The 16,632-nt window shown below is 67.5% G+C and carries 15 protein-coding genes; 6 read left to right on the forward strand and 9 right to left on the reverse strand.

Annotated elements, in window-relative coordinates:
- Positions 1-43 precede the first annotated feature (43 nt).
- On the forward strand, positions 44-616 hold the full coding sequence (gene pdxH, locus H3309_RS11845; RefSeq protein WP_182294901.1) for a pyridoxamine 5'-phosphate oxidase: 573 nt from the start codon (positions 44-46) through the stop codon (positions 614-616).
- Here the strand turns inward: pdxH and H3309_RS11850 are convergent.
- The 3 genes from H3309_RS11850 to H3309_RS11860 form a co-directional block, all read right to left on the reverse strand.
- Entirely contained in the window at positions 607-2,925 is a 2,319-nt protein-coding gene (locus H3309_RS11850) for a transketolase family protein (protein ID WP_182294902.1), read from the reverse strand. The two genes, pdxH and H3309_RS11850, sit on opposite strands and share 10 nt — an antisense overlap.
- 120 nt (positions 2,926-3,045) lie before the next feature.
- Positions 3,046-3,804 carry a PEPxxWA-CTERM sorting domain-containing protein gene (locus tag H3309_RS17345; protein WP_243453714.1) on the reverse strand — a complete coding sequence of 253 codons (759 nt, stop codon included), beginning with the start codon at positions 3,802-3,804 and terminating at the stop codon, positions 3,046-3,048.
- Between the two features lie 412 nt (positions 3,805-4,216).
- Entirely contained in the window at positions 4,217-5,689 is a 1,473-nt protein-coding gene (locus H3309_RS11860) for an undecaprenyl-phosphate glucose phosphotransferase (RefSeq protein WP_182294903.1), read from the reverse strand.
- Between the two features lie 95 nt (positions 5,690-5,784).
- Between H3309_RS11860 and H3309_RS11865 the strand changes: the two genes are divergently transcribed.
- Entirely contained in the window at positions 5,785-6,048 is a 264-nt protein-coding gene (locus H3309_RS11865; protein ID WP_182294904.1) for an XrtV sorting system accessory protein, read from the forward strand.
- Positions 6,049-6,092: 44 nt separating this feature from the next.
- Here the strand turns inward: H3309_RS11865 and epsI are convergent, their stop codons facing one another.
- From epsI to H3309_RS11895, 6 genes are read right to left on the reverse strand one after another with little or no spacing between them, the layout of a single operon-like run.
- Positions 6,093-6,791: an exosortase-associated protein EpsI, V-type gene (gene epsI, locus H3309_RS11870; RefSeq protein WP_182294905.1), complete on the reverse strand. Its 699-nt coding sequence runs from the start codon at positions 6,789-6,791 to the stop codon at positions 6,093-6,095.
- On the reverse strand, positions 6,788-7,681 hold the full coding sequence (gene xrtV / locus H3309_RS11875) for an exosortase V (RefSeq protein ID WP_182294906.1): 894 nt from the start codon (positions 7,679-7,681) through the stop codon (positions 6,788-6,790). Before xrtV ends, epsI begins: the two co-directional genes overlap by 4 nt.
- Positions 7,681-8,577, reverse strand: a complete 897-nt coding sequence (locus H3309_RS11880) for a CpsD/CapB family tyrosine-protein kinase (RefSeq protein ID WP_182294907.1) — start codon at positions 8,575-8,577, stop codon at positions 7,681-7,683. The genes xrtV and H3309_RS11880 overlap by 1 nt, the downstream gene beginning before the upstream one ends.
- Positions 8,577-9,977, reverse strand: a complete 1,401-nt coding sequence (locus tag H3309_RS11885) for a GNVR domain-containing protein (protein ID WP_182294908.1) — start codon at positions 9,975-9,977, stop codon at positions 8,577-8,579. The genes H3309_RS11880 and H3309_RS11885 overlap by 1 nt, the downstream gene beginning before the upstream one ends.
- Positions 9,978-10,013: 36 nt before the next feature.
- On the reverse strand, positions 10,014-10,811 hold the full coding sequence (locus tag H3309_RS11890; protein ID WP_182294909.1) for an SLBB domain-containing protein: 798 nt from the start codon (positions 10,809-10,811) through the stop codon (positions 10,014-10,016).
- Positions 10,812-10,860: 49 nt separating this feature from the next.
- A complete protein-coding gene (locus tag H3309_RS11895; RefSeq protein ID WP_182294910.1) occupies positions 10,861-12,246 on the reverse strand; it encodes a porin family protein in 1,386 nt (461 codons plus the stop codon).
- A gap of 370 nt (positions 12,247-12,616) precedes the next feature.
- Between H3309_RS11895 and H3309_RS11900 the strand changes: the two genes are divergently transcribed.
- From H3309_RS11900 to H3309_RS11915, 4 genes are read left to right on the forward strand one after another with little or no spacing between them, the layout of a single operon-like run.
- The gene (locus tag H3309_RS11900; protein WP_182294911.1) at positions 12,617-13,930 is read left to right on the forward strand and encodes an ATP-binding protein; all 1,314 of its coding nucleotides are present in this window, start codon (positions 12,617-12,619) and stop codon (positions 13,928-13,930) included.
- The gene (locus H3309_RS11905; RefSeq protein WP_182294912.1) at positions 13,927-15,075 is read left to right on the forward strand and encodes a right-handed parallel beta-helix repeat-containing protein; all 1,149 of its coding nucleotides are present in this window, start codon (positions 13,927-13,929) and stop codon (positions 15,073-15,075) included. Before H3309_RS11900 ends, H3309_RS11905 begins: the two co-directional genes overlap by 4 nt.
- Complete coding sequence (locus tag H3309_RS17730; protein WP_182294913.1) at positions 15,072-15,689, forward strand: CatB-related O-acetyltransferase; 618 nt, start codon at positions 15,072-15,074, stop codon at positions 15,687-15,689. Before H3309_RS11905 ends, H3309_RS17730 begins: the two co-directional genes overlap by 4 nt.
- Positions 15,686-16,609, forward strand: coding sequence for a glycosyltransferase (locus H3309_RS11915; protein ID WP_182294914.1), 924 nt, complete (start codon positions 15,686-15,688; stop codon positions 16,607-16,609). Before H3309_RS17730 ends, H3309_RS11915 begins: the two co-directional genes overlap by 4 nt.
- The last annotated feature ends 23 nt before the right edge of the window (positions 16,610-16,632 follow it).

Here is a 16,632-nt window from a genome sequence, read left to right on the forward strand (position 1 = left end):
GCCAGCAGTTGCCGCCCGACAAGCCGAACGATAAGCCGTCCCGATGACCGACCCCTTCGCCCGCTTCGCCGACTGGTTCGCTGCTGCCACCGCCGCCGAAGCCAATGATCCCAATGCCTGCGCGCTCGCCACCGTCGATGCCGCCGGTCGCCCCGATGTCCGCATCGTCCTGATGAAGGAATGGGACCGCCAGGGTTTCGTCTTCTACACCAACAGGCAGAGCGCGAAGGGCCGGCAGCTCGCCCATACCCCGTACGCCACGCTCGATTTCCACTGGAAATCGCTGCGCCGCCAGCTGCGCATCAGCGGCGCGGTCACGCCGGTCGACGCGGCACAGTCGGACGCCTATTTCGCCACCCGCCCGCGTGAAAGCCAGCTCTCCGCCTGGGCCTCGCTGCAATCGGAGCCGCTCGCCGACCGCGAGACCTTTGAATCCCGCCTCGCCGAAACCGCCGCCCGCTTTCCCGATGCCGTGCCCCGTCCGCCGCATTGGGGCGGCTACCGCGTCACGCCGGACTGGTTCGAATTCTGGGAAGACCGGCTGGGCCGCCAGCACCACCGCGAACGGTTCGACCGCGCCGGCGATGGCTGGCAGTTGCGCCTGCTTTACCCGTAAAGCTCCGCCGCCGCGTCCAGCACCGCCTCCACGTCAAGCCGATAGGTGCGGTACAGGTCGGGCAGGTCGCCGGTTTGGCCAAACCGGTCCACCCCCAGCGGCGCCACCCGCTGCCCGCGCACCCCGCCCAGCCAGCTGAGCGCCGCCGGCGAGCCATCGATCAGCGTCACCAGCCGCGCGTCCGCCGCCAGCGGGTCCAGCAACGCCTCGACCTGCGCCTGCGGCCGCGTGCCCGCCGTCCAGCGCGCCGCCTGCGCCGCGGACCAGCCGCGGTGCAGCAGGTCGGGCGAGGTGACATTCAGCAGCCCGGTGCCCGGCTCCTCCGTGTTCAACGCCTGCCACGCCGCCAGCGCTTCCGGCATCAGCGCGCCGCTCGCCACCAGGGCCAGCCGCGCGCCCGGCGCCGGCGGCCGCAGCCAATAGCCCCCGGCCAGCGCGCCCTCCCGCCAGCCATCATCCGCCCGCGCCACCTGCGCGACCGCGCGCGTCGACAGGCGCAGATAGACGCTGCCGCCATCGTCGGCCTGCATATGCCCGAATGCCCACGCCATCATCGCCGCCAGCTCGTCGGCGAAGGCCGGCTCGAATGCCGTCAGTCCCGGCTGTCCCATGCCGATCAGCGGCGTGTTGATCGACTGGTGCGCGCCACCCTCCGGCCCCAGGGTCAGGCCGCTGGGCGTTGCCACCAGCAGGAAGCGGGCATCCTGGTAACAGGCATAGTTCAGCACATCGAGGCCACGCGCGATGAACGGGTCATAGACCGTCCCCGCCGGCAGCAGCCGGTGCCCGAACAGCGGCCCGCTCAGCCCCGCCGCCGCCAGCATCAGGAACAGGTTATGCTCGGCGATCCCCAGCTCGATATGCTGCCCGGTGCCGGTCGCCGCCCATTTCTGCGGGCTGGGGATATTGTTGGCGCGGAACACATCCGGATGATCCCGCCGCCGGAACAGGCCGCGCTGGTTCACCCAGGCACCCAGGTTGGTGCTGACCGTCACGTCCGGAGACGTGGTGACGATCCGCTCCGCCAGCGCGCTGCCGCCCTTCGCCAGCTCGAACAGGATCTTGCCGAACGCCGCCTGCGTCGATTGCTCCGCGCCCTCGGGCGTCGGCAGCGCTGGCACCGCCACGGTCGCCGCCGGCCGAGCCGCGCGCGCGCGCGCCAGTGCCGATTGCCCCACGAACGCCCGCAACGCCGCCGCGCTGTTGTCCCCCAGCCCCGCCCAGGGCTCCCACTCCTCGCCCGGCGCAATCCCCAGGCTGGCGCGCAGTCCCTCGATCTGCGTCGGGGTCATCAACCCGGCATGATTGTCCTTGTGCCCGGCAAAGGGCAGGCCCTGCCCCTTGATGGTATAGGCGATGAACAGCGTGTTGCGTTCGTCGGTCACGCCATCGAACGCCGCCATCAGCGTCTCGATGCAGTGCCCACCCAGATTGGTCATCAACGCCTGCAACGCCGCATCGTCACGCCGCGCCAGCAACTCGCGGATGCCCGGCACCCCGCCGAGTTCCGCCGTCAGTCGCGTGCGCCAGGCCGCGCCGCCATTATAGGTCAGCGCGGCATAATCCGCGTTCGGACAGGCATCGATCCACGCCTCCAGCGCCTCGCCCCCCGGCTCCGCGAACGCCGCGCGTTGCAACCGCCCTGATTTCAGCGTCACCACCCGCCAGCCGGTGGTGGCAAAGATATCGTCGAACCGCCGGAACATCCGGTCCGCCGTCGTCGCATCCAGCGATTGCCGGTTGTAGTCGACGATCCACCAGCAGTTGCGGATGTCATGCTTGTAGGCCTCGATCAGGCACTCGTAGATGTTGCCCTCGTCCAGCTCGGCATCGCCCATCAACGCGATCATCCGGCCGGCATCGGTCTCGGCCAGGGCATTGTGGGCGATCAGATAATCCTGCACCAGGCTGGCGAACGCCGTCACCGCCACGCCCAGCCCCACGCTTCCGGTGGAGAAATCCACCGGGATCCGGTCCTTGGTGCGGCTGGGATAGCTTTGTGCCCCGCCGAAACTGCGGAACGCCTGCAACTGCTCGCGGGTCTGCTGCCCCAGCAGATAATGGATGGCGTGCAGCACCGGCCCAGCGTGCGGTTTTACCGCCACCTTGTCCTGCGGCCGCAGGGCATGGAAATAGAGGACAGCCATGATCGCCGTGATCGACGCGCAGCTTGCCTGATGCCCGCCGACCTTCAGCCCGTCGCGGCTGGGCCGCAGGTGATTGGCGTTGTGAATGGTCCAGGCTGACAGCCAGCGCAACCGTTCGTCGAGGGCGGCCAGCGCCGCGGCGCGATCAATTTCCGTTGCCATGCACGCTCCATAACCGTTCGTCGGCGATGGTCCATGATTTCCATGCGGGCGCGGGCCGGACTCACGAAAAAGGGCGCATGGTTTCCCATGCGCCCCGATTTCGGAGGTAATCCGCCAGGATCAGGCGGTGACGCGCGCCGTGTTGGTGCGGCGACGCATCGCCACGCCGACCAGACCGAAGCCCATGATGAGCATCGCCCAGGTGGCGGGCTCAGGCACGAACGACGGCGGCGGGTCGGAAGCGAAGCCACCGCTGGTGTTGGCGCGGAACGCGCGGCCATAGCCACCGTTACCCGGCGACGCGAACGGCGGCAGGATCGAGGTCACGGCCAGCGAGAAGTCGAAGTTCGACGTCGGGCTGAAGGTGATGAAGTCCGAGCTCATCGAGATGGTGCTGCCCGGCGTGGAGCCGAAGAAAGAACCCGACGAACCGCCTTGCAGGGTCGACAGTGTCACATTGCTGAAGGTCACCGTCAGCAGATTGTCGAGACCACCCAGCGGCGTGACCCGCTTGAAGCTGACCGAACCTGAATAACCGGCCTGGTTGCGCGACGTGCCGTTCGAGGTAACGATCTGCGACGTCGAGGCATCGAGCGTCATCAGGGCGTTCTGCAGGCCTTGCAGCGCCGGCGGCACCGAGATCAGATAGAAGAAATTGACCGCCGCGGCACCAGGCGCACCGCCAACGGTCGCCGAGGTGTAGAGACGGTTGCCGGTCGGCGTCGCCACCGGCCCCAGGCGCACATAGTTCAGAAGGCGCGCATTGGTCTTCTGCGTGTAGTTCGCAAACGTCGTGATCGCGGCATCAGCCGGGACCGAAACGGCCATGGAGGCAGCAACCGCTGCACCCGCAAGACCAAGAGACGACCAGAATTTCATTATATACCTCCGAATTCGCTGCCCCCGGGAGGTCCGCGAGAATCGCGGCACCCGATATGCCATTGATTAAAGCCAATCCGCACATGACCGTCAAGGTCTTGGACAAAACCATCTGCCACGCAAACCAGCCAGGCCTTCGCAGCGACAGCTTTTCCACCTCTAAAGGTCGGTGAAACCGCTTCATAAATGGGGATGCAAGGCTCGTGCCAAACTTTAGAAACAAGGCAAGCCATTGAAATGCATAATATCTTGTAGTTCCCCGCTTACAGTGACTGTCAAGAAATCCGACACTCGGCAAGACGTCGTTCTGACGGATTTCCGACATCTGCGCGTACGGCCTGCCGACAGGCCTCATGCTCCCGGCAACACCGCCATCGCGTGACTCCGAAAAAGGCTTATCCCGCCGGCCCGCTCAAAAGGCGTTTCGCGGAACCATCACCGCGAACACCGTTCGCACCAGGATGTAGAGGTCGAAACCGATCGACCAGTTCTCGATGTAGTGAAGGTCATGCTCCAGCCGCTTCACCAGCTTGTCCTCGGTGTCGGTCTCACCGCGCCAGCCGCACACCTGCGCCCAGCCGGTGATCCCCGGCTTCACCTTGTGCCGCGCCGCATAGGTCGCCACGACATCGTTGAACAACCGCCCCCCCGCCCGCGTCGATGCGGCGTGAGGGCGGGGCCCCACCAGCGACATGTCGCCGGTCAGCACGTTGAACAGCTGCGGCAGCTCGTCGATGCTCGTCCGGCGCAGCACCGCCCCCACCCGCGTCACCCGCTTGTCATTGCGCGTCGCCTGCCGGATGCCGTCCACCTCGCATTCGTCATGCGTCATCGAACGGAACTTCCACACCCGGAAGGGCTGGTTGTTGAACCCTTCGCGCGGCTGCCGGAAAAACACCGGCCCCGGGGTGTCCAGCTTGATCGCGATCGCCGCCAGCAGCATGACCGGCCACACGAAGAACAGGATGCCCAGCGTCAGCGCCCAGTCCTCCACGCGCTTCAGCACGGCATCCATGCCGGAAATCGGCCGCTCGAACAGGGTCAGCACCGGCACATCGCCCAGCAGCACCAGCGGCCGGTGCAGGAAGGCAAAGCTCGCCAGGTCGGGCGCCAGCCGGATTCGCACCGGGGTCATGGCGAATTTCGCCACCAGCTGCTGGATGCGCGCCTCCGCGGACCAGGGCAGCGCCACGATCACCTGGTCGACATGCCCCTGCCGGATGCAGGCGATCAGGTCATCGCTGGTGCCCAGCAGCGGCAGCCCGTCCACCACCATCGGCACCCGCCCGTCCTGCCGGTCGTCGAAAAAGCCGACGAGCGAGATCGTCAGCCGCTGGTTTCCGCGGATGTAGCGCGCCATGCGCTCGCCCTGCGCCGCCGCGCCGAAGATGGCGACGCGGCTGTTGAACACCCCCTGTCGCTTCATCCGGCGCATCCACAGCGTCATCGCCGCCCGCGTGCCCAGCAGCATCACCGTCGCCGAGGCAAACCAGGTCAGCGCCCACCCGCGGGAGAAATCCTCCGACGCCTTCAGCAGGAAGCCCATGATGACCATGAAGGCCGCCGCCATGCCCCAGGCCATCATCACCCGCTGCCAGGCCCGGCGCAGGCTGAAATGGGCATCGATGTCATAGCTGCCCAGCATCTCGGCAAACAGCGCGAAGATCAGCCCGCCGCCGATGATCGCGCGGGTATAGGTCTGAAACTCCACCTCCGGGATGCGCTGCGCCCACAGGTACAGCGCGACGCCGCCCGCAAGGACGACGCTCAACCCCTCCACCAGCCGCACGCCCAGCACCAGCAGGTCGATGGGCACGCTGATGCGGCCATCCTTCTGCGGCACGCTGTCCGCCAGCATCGTGCGTTCGGGCGTCATCTTGTTCATGGCGCGCAGTTAACCAACCCCACGCCAACTCGCGTCTGGCGCGCCAAGGAAATGATGCTATATCGCCCCCAATAGTCACGGGGAGGCAACAGACAGTGCAGACGGTTTACGACTGGGTGACGGTTGCCATCTTCGCCGGCATCATCGTGCTCTTCCTGCAACGCTCGGTCGGCCCCGAACGCGATTCGATGTGGCATTATCTGGTTGCCTCGGTTGCTTGCGCCGTGACCAATCAGATCGGCAACAAGGCGATCGAGGACAACAGCATCCTCTGGCACGGCTTCGCCATCGCCGGCCTGGTCGCCACGCTCGCCTTCATCCAGTATTTTCTGCGCCCCTTCGACAATTTCGGGGACTGACCCCCTGCCATCGTCCAGCCGGGCATCGCTCGCCATCGCGCTCATCACGCTCCCGCCAGCTTCGCCGCCAGTGGCCGCCCGATCAGCGCGCTGCGCGAGGCCGGCGCGATCGCCCCGATCATCGCCCGCGCAAAGCGCTGCAGGCCCTGGAACCGCTCCGCCGTCGCCTCGCCCACCGTCGACATGCGGACCAGCACCCCGTCGGAGATATAGCCGTCCAGCTCGCCCCGCAGCTTGACGCTGCGCTGCTCGCTCCCCGTCGTCGGCAGGGAGTCACCGATCCGCGTCCAATAGAGGATCGGCTCGATGCGGCGGTCATTCTCCGCCGTCAGCTCGCGCGCCGGCAACATCGCACGGCCGCCCAGCGGCACCTCCACCTTCGCGGACGCGGAAATCTGGAATCCCACCGCGGTATAGCAGACCTCCGGGCGATGCAGCTGCAATTGGTCGCTCTGCGTGCTGCCATAGGCAATCACCAGCATGACCGGCAGGTCGGTCTCCGAATCGTACAGCCGGCTCACCGTCTGGCTGTACAGCCGGTCGGCCAAGCTGCCGGGCGAGGGCTTGGGCAGCACCAAGGCGTTCGAGGGCACCGTTTTCCAGGCCCCGAAGCGTTCCGGCACCAGCGCCTCCATCTTCTTGTCGCCCAGCAGGTTCAACCGCTCGCGCGGCGTCAGCGCCAGCGCCGCGCCGGCGCCCAGCAACAGGCCGCCGCCCAGCAACAGGTCGCGCCGATCCATCATGCCACGCCTCCCTCGCGCGCGTCGCCGCTCAACCAGCGCCGCAGCGGGCTCAACACCCAGTCCACCGCGAAAATCGTCAGCAGCGCCGACACGAAGGTCACGATGCCGGCGAAATTGTGCAGATAGCCCTGCGCCGCCGCGTCACCGAAATAATAGGTGATCAGCACCAGCCCGATGACCCGGATGACATTCGCCACCACCGCCACCGGAATCACGAACAGCAGCAGCAGCAGCGCATAGCGGGCCGAGGCGTTGTACAGCAGATAGATATAGAACAGCCCGATCGCCGTCAGGCTGATGATCGAGTTGAGCCCGGCGCAGGCATCCTCCACCAGCAGCTGATATTGCGCGATGTACAGCGTCACACCGATCCGGGCGATCGGATAGCCGGCGGTGGCCAGCAGCCACGTCACCCATTCCGACACCAGGATTTTCAGCGGCTGCGTGATCCCGTCCACGAACCAGCCCGGCAGCGGCACCACGAACCCCATGTAGAGGATGGGAAACCACAGCTTCAGCAGCAGCCGGTGGCCGACGAAGACATAGGCGATCGCCAGCAGCGCCAGCAGCATCGCCCCGACCTCGACGCTCAGGAAATTGAAGGCGCGGCCAAAGGCATAGATGCCCGCCGCCGCCAGCAACACCGCCAGGCCCAGCCACAGGTTGCCCGGCCGGGCCTCCGCCACGATCTCGTCCCAGCGGCGCCAGATCAGCCACAGCGCCGTCGCCAGCACCAGCGGCCCGTGCACGCCCGCTTCCGTCGACCAGCTCTGCGTGGCGATCGCCAGCAGCGTCGGGATCACCACCGCCAGCAGCGCCAGCGTCAGCAGCGGGAAGCGCCGCGCATGCGCCAGCGCACTCGACCCCTTGATGCGCGCCAGGCCCGCCATCAGCGATAATCGTTCAGGACGGCGCCGATGACCGAGCTGCGCGACGCCGCCAGCTGCTTCGACAGCGTCGCCACGTCATTGGTATAGCCATGGTCCCGCCGTGCCACGATCAGGGCATAGCCCACCACGCCGGCGACCGTCAGCGCATCGGCATTCTCGTTCGCCGACGGCGTGTCGAAAATCGCCACGTCATATTCCCGCAACAGGATGTCGGTGCCCGCCTTGAACCGCGCGCTGGACAGCAGCTCCTGCGGCCGCGCCACCGGCGGCCCCGCCGGAATGATGCTCAGATTGGGCAGCACATTGGCATAGACCACCCGTTCCGGCCGGTTGGCGCCCAGCGACAGATAGGTGGTCAGCCCCGGCCCGTTGGGGTCCAGCCCGAACATCGCATCGATGCGCGGCGAGCGCAGGTTGGCGTCCACCAGCAGCGTCTTGATCCCGACCTGGCTCAGCGCCGCCGCCAGATTGGCCGCGATATAGCTCGCCCCCGATCCATCGACCGCACCGGTCACCGCGAAGGCGCGCCGGCCGGCCCCCAGATGCTGCGCGATCACCTGCGTGCGCAGCAGCCGGATCGCCTCCGCCCGCGGCGAGGCGGGATCGCTCAACACCACCACCTCTTCCGAGATCACCAGGTTCGGCGCCACCGTCATCGCCAGCGTGCCCGCCAGCAGGTCGTTGGCCCGCTCCACATCCGCCAGGCTGGCAAAGCCCAGCTCCACCGCGGCCGCGTCAAAGCTGGCGCCGGTCTCGGCCTGCCGCGCCTGCACCCGGCCGGCCTGCTCGTCGGTCAGCAACCCCGTCCGCAACAGCGCATCGCCCGCCAGCAGGTCCGGCCCGCTGTCATCCACAAACGCCACTGCAGGCGCGCTCGTCGTCACCTCTGTCATCATCAGATCGCCTGCAAATCGCCGGTTTCGTCCTTGCCGCCGCGTGTCAGCAACCGCTTGATCCGGTCACGTATCGGCGAGCTGCTGCCATCGTTCACCACCGCCAGCACCGGCGCCCCCGCGGCAAAGGCCAGGTCCTCCGCGCCGCGCACCCGCCGTGCGAACAGCTCGGTGATCAGCGCCGTCAACACCCCCAGCGCCAGGCCGAAGAACAGCGACAGGGCCATGATCAGCGGGACCTTCGGCCAGGAAGGATTGGTGTCCGCCACCGCATCCCCCAGCACCACCAGGCCAGTCTCCGCCACATCCGCCTCCAGCCGCAGTTCCGCCGCCCGCGCAGCCGCCTTCTGATACTGGTCGCGCCGCAGGTCCACCTCGCGCTGCATCTGGTCCAGCTGGTCGAGCACCGTCTTCATGCCCAGCACCTTGGTACGCTGCGCCTCGTAATCGGCTTCCAGCTCGCCGATCGACTTGCGCCCGACATTCATCGAGCTCGCCACGCTCTTGCGGGTCTGGGTCTCGGCCTGCGCCAGTTGCGTCCGCAACAGGTTCCGCCGCGCCAGCAGCGCCTGATAGGTCGGGTGCTGCGTCCCCAGCTTCTCGCTCGACTGCACCAGCTGATCCTCGATGGTCGACAGCTGCAGGCGCAGCTGGTCCGCCACGGGATCGTTGGTCAGCCGCGCCGTCGCCGTCGCCTCCTGTGTGCCGCTGTTGCCGCGCGCCGCCACCAGCGTCGCCGCCAAGTTCGCCAGCTTCTGCTGCTCCAGCTCCACGCCGCCCTGCATGACGATGTTGTTCGCCCGCATGAATTCGGTCTTCGCGGTCTCCGCCGTCACCAGCAGCCGCTGCGCCTTGGTCGCCTGCTCCCGATACCAGTCCCCGGTGCGCCCAGCCGAATCGGTCCGGAACCGCAGGCTCGATTCGATGTAGGCGTCGCGGATCACATCCACGATCCGCTTCGCCAGTTCGGGGTTCTGGCCTTCATACCTGATTTCCAGGATGTTCGACGCCTCGATCAGGTTGGCGCTGGTGTTGTCGATGATCCGCTGCGCGATCCAGCGCCGCACACCGCCGTCCGCTTCCGCCGCGCCGCTGGACTGGAAAGCCGCGATCGTCCCGGGGTCATTCGCCAGCCCCAGCCGGTCGACGACCGCGCCCGCCACGCGCATGTCGGTGATCAGCTCGATCTGCGTCCGGGTATAGCCGCGCATGAACTGCGTGCCGATGATCTGCCCCGTCACCGGATCGGGCTTGATCACGTCCAGGATGACCCGCGCCGTTGCCGGATAGCGTTTGGGCAAGACCATCGCGATGCCCGTCGCCACCACGAAACAGCCCAGTGTCGCCACCAGGATGATCATCCGCCGCGCCATCAGGATGCGCAGAAACTGGATCAGACTCATATCAAACCCCTTCGGCCGTCGTCACCCTAGCAGGCTTTAGAACAGCCGTTCCTTAACAATGATGACATCATTTTTCTGCAACAATGTCGATTGGTCGGCATCCGTCTCTCGCGCGTTGCCGCGCGTCAGGCCCACCTTGTTCGCCGAGCCCGTCGCCGTCACGCCGCCCGCCATCGCCAGCAGCTGCCGCACCGTCATCCCTGGCTTCAGCGCGAACGCGCCCGGACGGTTCACCTGCCCGGTCAGATAGACCAGGTCCGCGTCCGGCACGAAGATCGTGTCGCCCGCCTCCAGCAGAATGTCGGTTTCCGGATTGCCGCGCGCCAGGTCGGCCACCTGGATCGTCTGCTCCCGCCCGTCGGCACCGCGCCGCACCTGCACGTAGGTCGCCCCGGACTCCTGGATCCAGCCCACGCGCAGCAGCGCATCCAGCAGCGTGTAGTTGCGGTCCAGCTGCACCAGCCCGGGCTGCCCGACCTTGCCGGAAATCCGCACCCAGCGGCTGGCCGGTGCGGTCAGTTCGACGTTGACGATCGGATCCTTCAGGAAATTGGCGCCCACCAGCTTCTTGTTGATGTCGTCCGCCAGTGTCACCACCGTCCGGCCGGACGCCATGACCTTCCCCACCAGTGGCAGCACCACCGTGCCGTCGGGCTTCACCCGCGTCGCCACGTTGAATTCCTGCTGGCCATACACGATCACGCTGATCGAATCGTTCGGCCCCAGCACATAGCCGCGCTCGGTCAGCGCCTGTCGGCCCTGCGCCATCGCCGGCACGGCCAGCAGCAGCATCAACAACGCGGCGATCAGCCGGCGGAAACCTGTGTTGTCCATCTCGTCCTCTCGCTTTCAACCCCAGTTACGGTCAACAACCGCAAACGGATTAGAAATTTGCCCGCAGACTGATCTGCGCATTCGTGGTGCTGTAGTTATAAATCGAGGGGTCCGACCGCCGTCGCACGTGCGAACCCTCGATACCGATCGTGAACAGCCGGCCGACATCGGTCGATGCGCCGACAAAGAAACGGTCACTCCGCTCCGACCGGCGGATCAACGGCTCCTGCGGATTGGCGCTGCCCCGGAACTCGCGCTTCCGGTGCGACCAGCCGGCATAAAGGTCGATCGAACTGCCCAGCTGATAGCCCAGATTGGCCGACAGCCCGTCGGTCACATAAACCGATGCCTCGCCTCCCGGCGCCGGCTGCACCGCCCGGTCCGCATTCAGCGACGCGCTGATCCGCGGCCCGGTATAGCTGACACCCGCTGAATAGACGGTGTCGGTGATCTGCTTGGAGGGCGGCAGGATTTCCTTGCTGATGTTCAGACCCACACTGCCGTTGACCTTCAGCGAAGGGCCAATCGCGTAGGTCGCGTTGACCGTGGCGCTGTAGAAATCCAGCGTGTTGACGCCAAGCAGCACCGGCGGGCCAACCGGTGGCAGCGCAAACACCAACAGGTTGGACCGCCGCAGGTTGGTGTAGCTGCCGTTCAGCCCCAGTTGCAGCCGCGGCGTCACCGCATAGCCCAAGGCGCCGTTCAGGTTGAAGGTGTCGGTGTCGAACCGGTCGCGCCCCGGCGCCTTGTTGCGGATCTTGTTCCATGACGCGCTCAGCGACGGCGCCAGCCGCGCCCCGATCGGGCAGGAGCCCGACACCAGCAGCGTGCTGCGCTCCTGCGGGTTGTCGATCACGTCATTGTCCAGCTCAAACTGCGCCTGCCGTCGGGTGTAACTGCCCTGCGCACGCCCGGTACAGCGCGCCAGCTCCCAGGCAAGGCCGGCGTCCGCCCCATAGCGGTTCTTGTTCAGGATGGTGTTGCGCGCATAGAAATCCCGGCCCAGCGTGCCGTTCACGAACAGCAGCTGCCGCCCCAGCGGCTGGCCGAAGCGCACGTTGACCGCGGGCCGGAAGCGGAAGTCCGACCGGCTGACCAGCCCGTTCGACAGCGCGATGCCGTCGCCCAGCCGGATCAGGTTCGATCCATATTCGCTTACGAACGAGACACCGACGTCAAAGCCGCGCTGCGCATTGACAACGACACCACCGGTCGGCGCGGCGTCGTCATCCGCGCCGCGATCGGGCGCCACCGTGCCGCCCCCCGGCACGCCGGCCACTCTCGCCGGGCCCGCGGCCGGACCGCCCACCGGCCCCACGGGCCCGCCGATCGGGCCGCCCACCTGCGCCTGTGCCGCCGATGCCAGCAGCAGGGGCGCCAGCACCAACCATGGCCTGGCGGCTTTGCCGATCTTCCGCACCCAGAACCCGTCCATCAAAACCCCGCCCTCATGAACGCTGACCGCGCAGGTGCCACAGCAGCCACCTGTCGTGCAACCCCGCCCATCGCGCAACCCGTTGCAAAAGCCCCCGGCTGCGCCTTGCGGGCAACAGTCGAGCGGGCAAAGTCACCCCGTTTGGCAACGACTTAACAAAGGCAAAGCAATTTTACAATCTTGTAACGGTTAATGGATTATGGCTTTAGCCGTCCAGACGCACTATGGCAGCGCCTTCCGCTGTTGGCGCGGTGTCGGGGCGAAGGCCATGCGGCTGACAGCCGTTGCCGCATCCGCGACGCGGCCTTGAACGTAACAACGGCGCGTGGCGGCCCGGTACCCGTCACTCGCCCCAGCAAGCAGGACGGGCATGATCTTCAAGCGCGGCAAAGATGGCGAGACACGCGGTGTCAGTTTCCTCGAACGGATGCGCGGGGCGGACACGGCCACCACCGTCCCCGACCTTCCCGGCTTCGCCACCAACGCCACCGACGATTTCGCCGACGGCCAGGGCGTCCGCTCGCTGTCCCGCGCCCGCCTCGCCATTTCGGAGACGCTCGGCGCCTCGCAGCCCGTCACGCAGCGCGACCGTTTCGCCGGCCGCCGCGATACCCTTGCCGAGCTCATCGCCGCCATCGAGCAACAACGCGCCCACGTCGTCATCTACGGCGAGCGCGGCATCGGCAAGACCAGCCTGGTCCATGTCTTCGCCGAAACCGCGCGCGATGCCCGCTACCTTGTCCTCTACGGCAGCTGCGGCGTCGAGGCCCGCTTCGACGAGATGTTCCGCAGCTTCGCCGCCCGCATCCCGCTGCTCTATCACCGCAACGTGTCGCCCACCGCGGACGAGGCCGAGCACAACCGCAGTTTCGAAACCCTGCTGCCCGAAGGCCCGGCCGGCCCGCGCGAATTCGCCGACATCTTCGTCGACCTGGTGGGCACCCGCGTCGTCCTCATCCTCGACGAATATGACCGCGTCGCCGACGCGAGCTTCCGCCGCGACATCGCCGAGCTCATCAAGAACCTCTCCGACCGCGCCGCCCGTGTCCAGCTCATCCTCACCGGCGTCGCCTCCAACCTCGACGAGCTGATCGGCTTCACCCCGTCGATCCGCCGCAATATCATCGGCCTGCCGGTCGCCCCGATGGCCGCCGGCGAAATGACCGACCTGCTCGCCATGGGCGAAAAGGCCACCGGCCTTGCCTATGCCGACAGCGCCCGCGCCATGATCGTCACCATGGCCGGCGGCTCCCCCTACATCACCCGCCTGCTCGGCAGCCGCGCCGCCCACGCCGCGCTGGATGCCCGCGTCGCCACCGTTACCGACGCCCACGTCCGCGCCGCCACCGAATCGACCCTCAACGAATGGAACGCCGGCCTGCCGCGCCGTGTCCAGGCGATGCTCACCCGGCCGGAGGTGCGCGCGGCCTGGCCCACCCTGATCGCCGCCGCCCGCGCCTCCGGCTCCCCGGACGGCTGGTTCGGCGCCGACGAGGTCGCCGCCGAGGCCGGCGACATCGACACCGCCCCCGCGGTCGAACGCACGCTCGCCGGCTTCCTCAGCCCGCTCGACCTGTTCGAGACCCGCCAGGACGCGCAGAGCGGCGCCCGCTTCCGCTTCCGCTACCAGGGCGTGGCGCAGTTGCTCAACCTGTCCGCCGCGATGGCACGGCTGTCGGCGTGAAACCCGCCACCGTCGTCCTCCTGCCCCTGCTGCTGGCGGCCGGCTGCCATGCCGCGCCACGCGGCCCGGTGGCGGATGCCGACGGTCTCGCCGCCGCCCTTGCCGCCGCCGGCCCCGGCGACACCATCATCCTGCAACCGGGCGACTATGGCCGGCTCCAGCTCCGCGACAAGAGCTGGGACCGCCCCGTCACGCTCCGCGCCGCGCAGCCCGGCACCGCCCGCTTCGCCCGCATCGCACTCGAAAACGTGCGCGGCCTCATCTTCGATGGCACCGGCCTCGACCTCGTCCTCGGCGCCGGCGAGGGCGAGCGCACCCGCGGCGCCGACATCCGCGGTGGCGGAGCGCTGACCTTTCGCAACTGCGCCTTTTCCGGCACCGACGACGGCAACCCCGACAATGACGGTTTCGGCCTGAACGCCCGCGGCGTCGATGGCCTGACGGTCGAGAACTGCACCTTCCGCAACCTGTTCCGCGGCGCGGTCTTCGCACAGAGCCGCAACCTGCGCATCACCGGCAACCAGGTCGACACCCTCCGCTCGGACGGTTTCGATTTCGCCGAGGTCGACACCGCGCTGATCGCCGGCAACCGGTTCCGCGACTTCTTCTTCTCCGCCGAAAAAGGCGACCACGCCGACTTCATCCAGTTCTGGACCAACCAGGCCGGCCCCTCGGCCAACATCACCATCCGCGACAACATCATGCTTCAGGGGAAGGGCCGCTACGCCCAGGGTATCTTCATCCGCAGCGAAAGCGGCGCGCGCTACGGAAAATTCGTCATCCAGAACAACCTCTACCAGGGCATCAGCCTGCATGGCATCACCATCGACGCCGCCGATGCCCCGGAAATCCGCGACAACACCATCCTCAACCTCGGTGGCCAGAAACAGCAGAGCGGCATCAACACCCAGCGCACCAGCAACGCCATCGTCGAACGCAACATCGCCTGCACCTTCAACAGCCGCGAGGACAGCGGCCTCATCCAGCGCGACAATCTCCTGCTCGCCTGCCGCGGCCCCCACTTCGGCGCCCGCGACGCCGGCCGCGCCCCCGGCGAGGTCTTCAGCGGCAGCATCGAGCCCGCGGCCCGGCCCGAAGCGTTTGTCCCGCGCGACGCGCAAGCCCCTGGCTGGCGCCCGCGATGAGCCTCATCGACAGCCTCGCCTATCAGCTCAAGCTGCGCCGCCTGCGCCGCAACGAGTATGAGAGCATGCCGCTGCGCCGCTGGTTCGCGCGCGATTTCGGGGTCGAGGTCGGCCTCTACAGCTATGGCTGCTTCGACCGCTGGCGCGTTCCGGCCCGCACCCGCATCGGCCGCTGGTGTTCCTTCGCCCCGACCGCCCGCGTGGTCGATGCCAACCACCTGCTCGGCGCGCTCTCCACCCACCCCTTCCTGTACGATCCGGCCTTCGGCGTCGCCACCACCTCGCACATCGATCCCCCCTGGCTGGTGATCGAGGATGATGTCTGGCTCGGCCACAACGTCACCGTCACGCCGGGCTGCAAGTTCATCGGCCGCGGCGCCGTCATCGGCGCCGGCGCCGTCGTCACGCAGGATGTGCCCGCCTACAGCATCGTCGCCGGCCTTCCGGCAAAACCGCTGCGCATGCGCTTCGACCCCGGGGTGATCGCCGCCATCGAGGCCAGCCGCTGGTGGCTGCTCGACCGCGCCGGGCTCGCCGCGCTGGTCCGGCGGGACCCCGATCTCGTCTATCACCCCAGCGCCGCGGCGCTCGCCCGGCTCAAGGTGGCGGCATGACCCCCCCCACGGCCCCCCGGGTTTCCATCATCATTCCGCATCTCAACCAGCTCGAGCAGCTCGTGCGCTGCCTGGCCTCGATCGACCGTCAGGACTATCCCCGCAGCCATATCCAGATCATCGTCGTCGACAATGGATCGCGCATCTCGCTTGCCCCGGTCCAGATCGCCCGGCCGGAGATCCTGTTTCTCCGCGAACCCACGCCCGGCCCCGGTCCGGCGCGCAACGCCGGCGTGGCGGCCGCCACGGGGGACATCCTGTTGTTCATCGATGCCGATTGCCGCGCCGCGCCGGGCTGGGTCAGCGCCGCCGTGGCGGCTCTGCGGGAACGCCCGGACGACGGGCTGGTCGGCGGCGATGTCCGCATCGATTTCGTCGATCCCAGGATCCTGACGGGGCTGGAAGCCTATGAGGCCGTGTTCGCCTACCGCCAGAAAATGTACATCCGGAAACAGAATTTCTCCGGCACCGGCAATCTGGGCATGTGGCGCCCGGTCCACGCCAGGGTCGGCCCGTTCAAGGGCATCGCCTTTGCCGAGGACCGCGACTGGGGCCAGCGCGCCACTACCATGGGCCTGCGTTTCTGCTATGCTCCCGACATGGTTGTCTATCACCCGGCACGCACGGACTTCCAGGGACTTGTCGCCAAATGGCGTCGCCACATCTCCCATGACTGGATGAAAAACAGCGGCAATCGCGTGCCCGCGCTGCGCTGGCTCGCGCTGGCGGCGGCGGTGTGGATGTCTGCATGGGTTGACAGTTGGCGCCTGCTGGTGTCACCCCGCCTGCACGGCTTGTCAAACCGCATCCGCGGCCTGTCGATTCTGTGGCGCATCAGGGCGTTTCGGGCACGGGAAATGCTCCGCGTCCTGAAAACCGGTGCGGGGGGTGCTTCGCTGGAATGGAACCGAATCGCGTGACTGTTGCAACTCGACCGCGCCTC

Origin of the sequence: Sandaracinobacteroides saxicola (assembly GCF_014117445.1) — a bacterium.
Lineage (GTDB): Bacteria > Pseudomonadota > Alphaproteobacteria > Sphingomonadales > Sphingomonadaceae > Sandaracinobacteroides_A > Sandaracinobacteroides_A saxicola.

What these genes read in the sequence shown, in the direction of transcription:
- H3309_RS11850 (WP_182294902.1), bottom strand. Translation starts at nt 2,925, where the DNA reads ATGGCAACGGAAATTGATCGCGCCGCGGCGCTGGCCGCCCTCGACGAA.
- epsI (WP_182294905.1), bottom strand. Translation starts at nt 6,791, where the DNA reads ATGATGGATCGGCGCGACCTGTTGCTGGGCGGCGGCCTGTTGCTGGGC.
- H3309_RS11890 (WP_182294909.1), bottom strand. Translation starts at nt 10,811, where the DNA reads ATGGACAACACAGGTTTCCGCCGGCTGATCGCCGCGTTGTTGATGCTG.
- H3309_RS11885 (WP_182294908.1), bottom strand. Translation starts at nt 9,977, where the DNA reads ATGAGTCTGATCCAGTTTCTGCGCATCCTGATGGCGCGGCGGATGATC.
- H3309_RS11895 (WP_182294910.1), bottom strand. Translation starts at nt 12,246, where the DNA reads ATGGACGGGTTCTGGGTGCGGAAGATCGGCAAAGCCGCCAGGCCATGG.
- pdxH (WP_182294901.1), top strand. Translation starts at nt 44, where the DNA reads ATGACCGACCCCTTCGCCCGCTTCGCCGACTGGTTCGCTGCTGCCACC.
- H3309_RS17345 (WP_243453714.1), bottom strand. Translation starts at nt 3,804, where the DNA reads ATGAAATTCTGGTCGTCTCTTGGTCTTGCGGGTGCAGCGGTTGCTGCC.
- xrtV (WP_182294906.1), bottom strand. Translation starts at nt 7,681, where the DNA reads ATGGCGGGCCTGGCGCGCATCAAGGGGTCGAGTGCGCTGGCGCATGCG.
- H3309_RS11915 (WP_182294914.1), top strand. Translation starts at nt 15,686, where the DNA reads ATGACCCCCCCCACGGCCCCCCGGGTTTCCATCATCATTCCGCATCTC.
- H3309_RS11880 (WP_182294907.1), bottom strand. Translation starts at nt 8,577, where the DNA reads ATGATGACAGAGGTGACGACGAGCGCGCCTGCAGTGGCGTTTGTGGAT.
- H3309_RS11900 (WP_182294911.1), top strand. Translation starts at nt 12,617, where the DNA reads ATGATCTTCAAGCGCGGCAAAGATGGCGAGACACGCGGTGTCAGTTTC.
- H3309_RS17730 (WP_182294913.1), top strand. Translation starts at nt 15,072, where the DNA reads ATGAGCCTCATCGACAGCCTCGCCTATCAGCTCAAGCTGCGCCGCCTG.
- H3309_RS11860 (WP_182294903.1), bottom strand. Translation starts at nt 5,689, where the DNA reads ATGAACAAGATGACGCCCGAACGCACGATGCTGGCGGACAGCGTGCCG.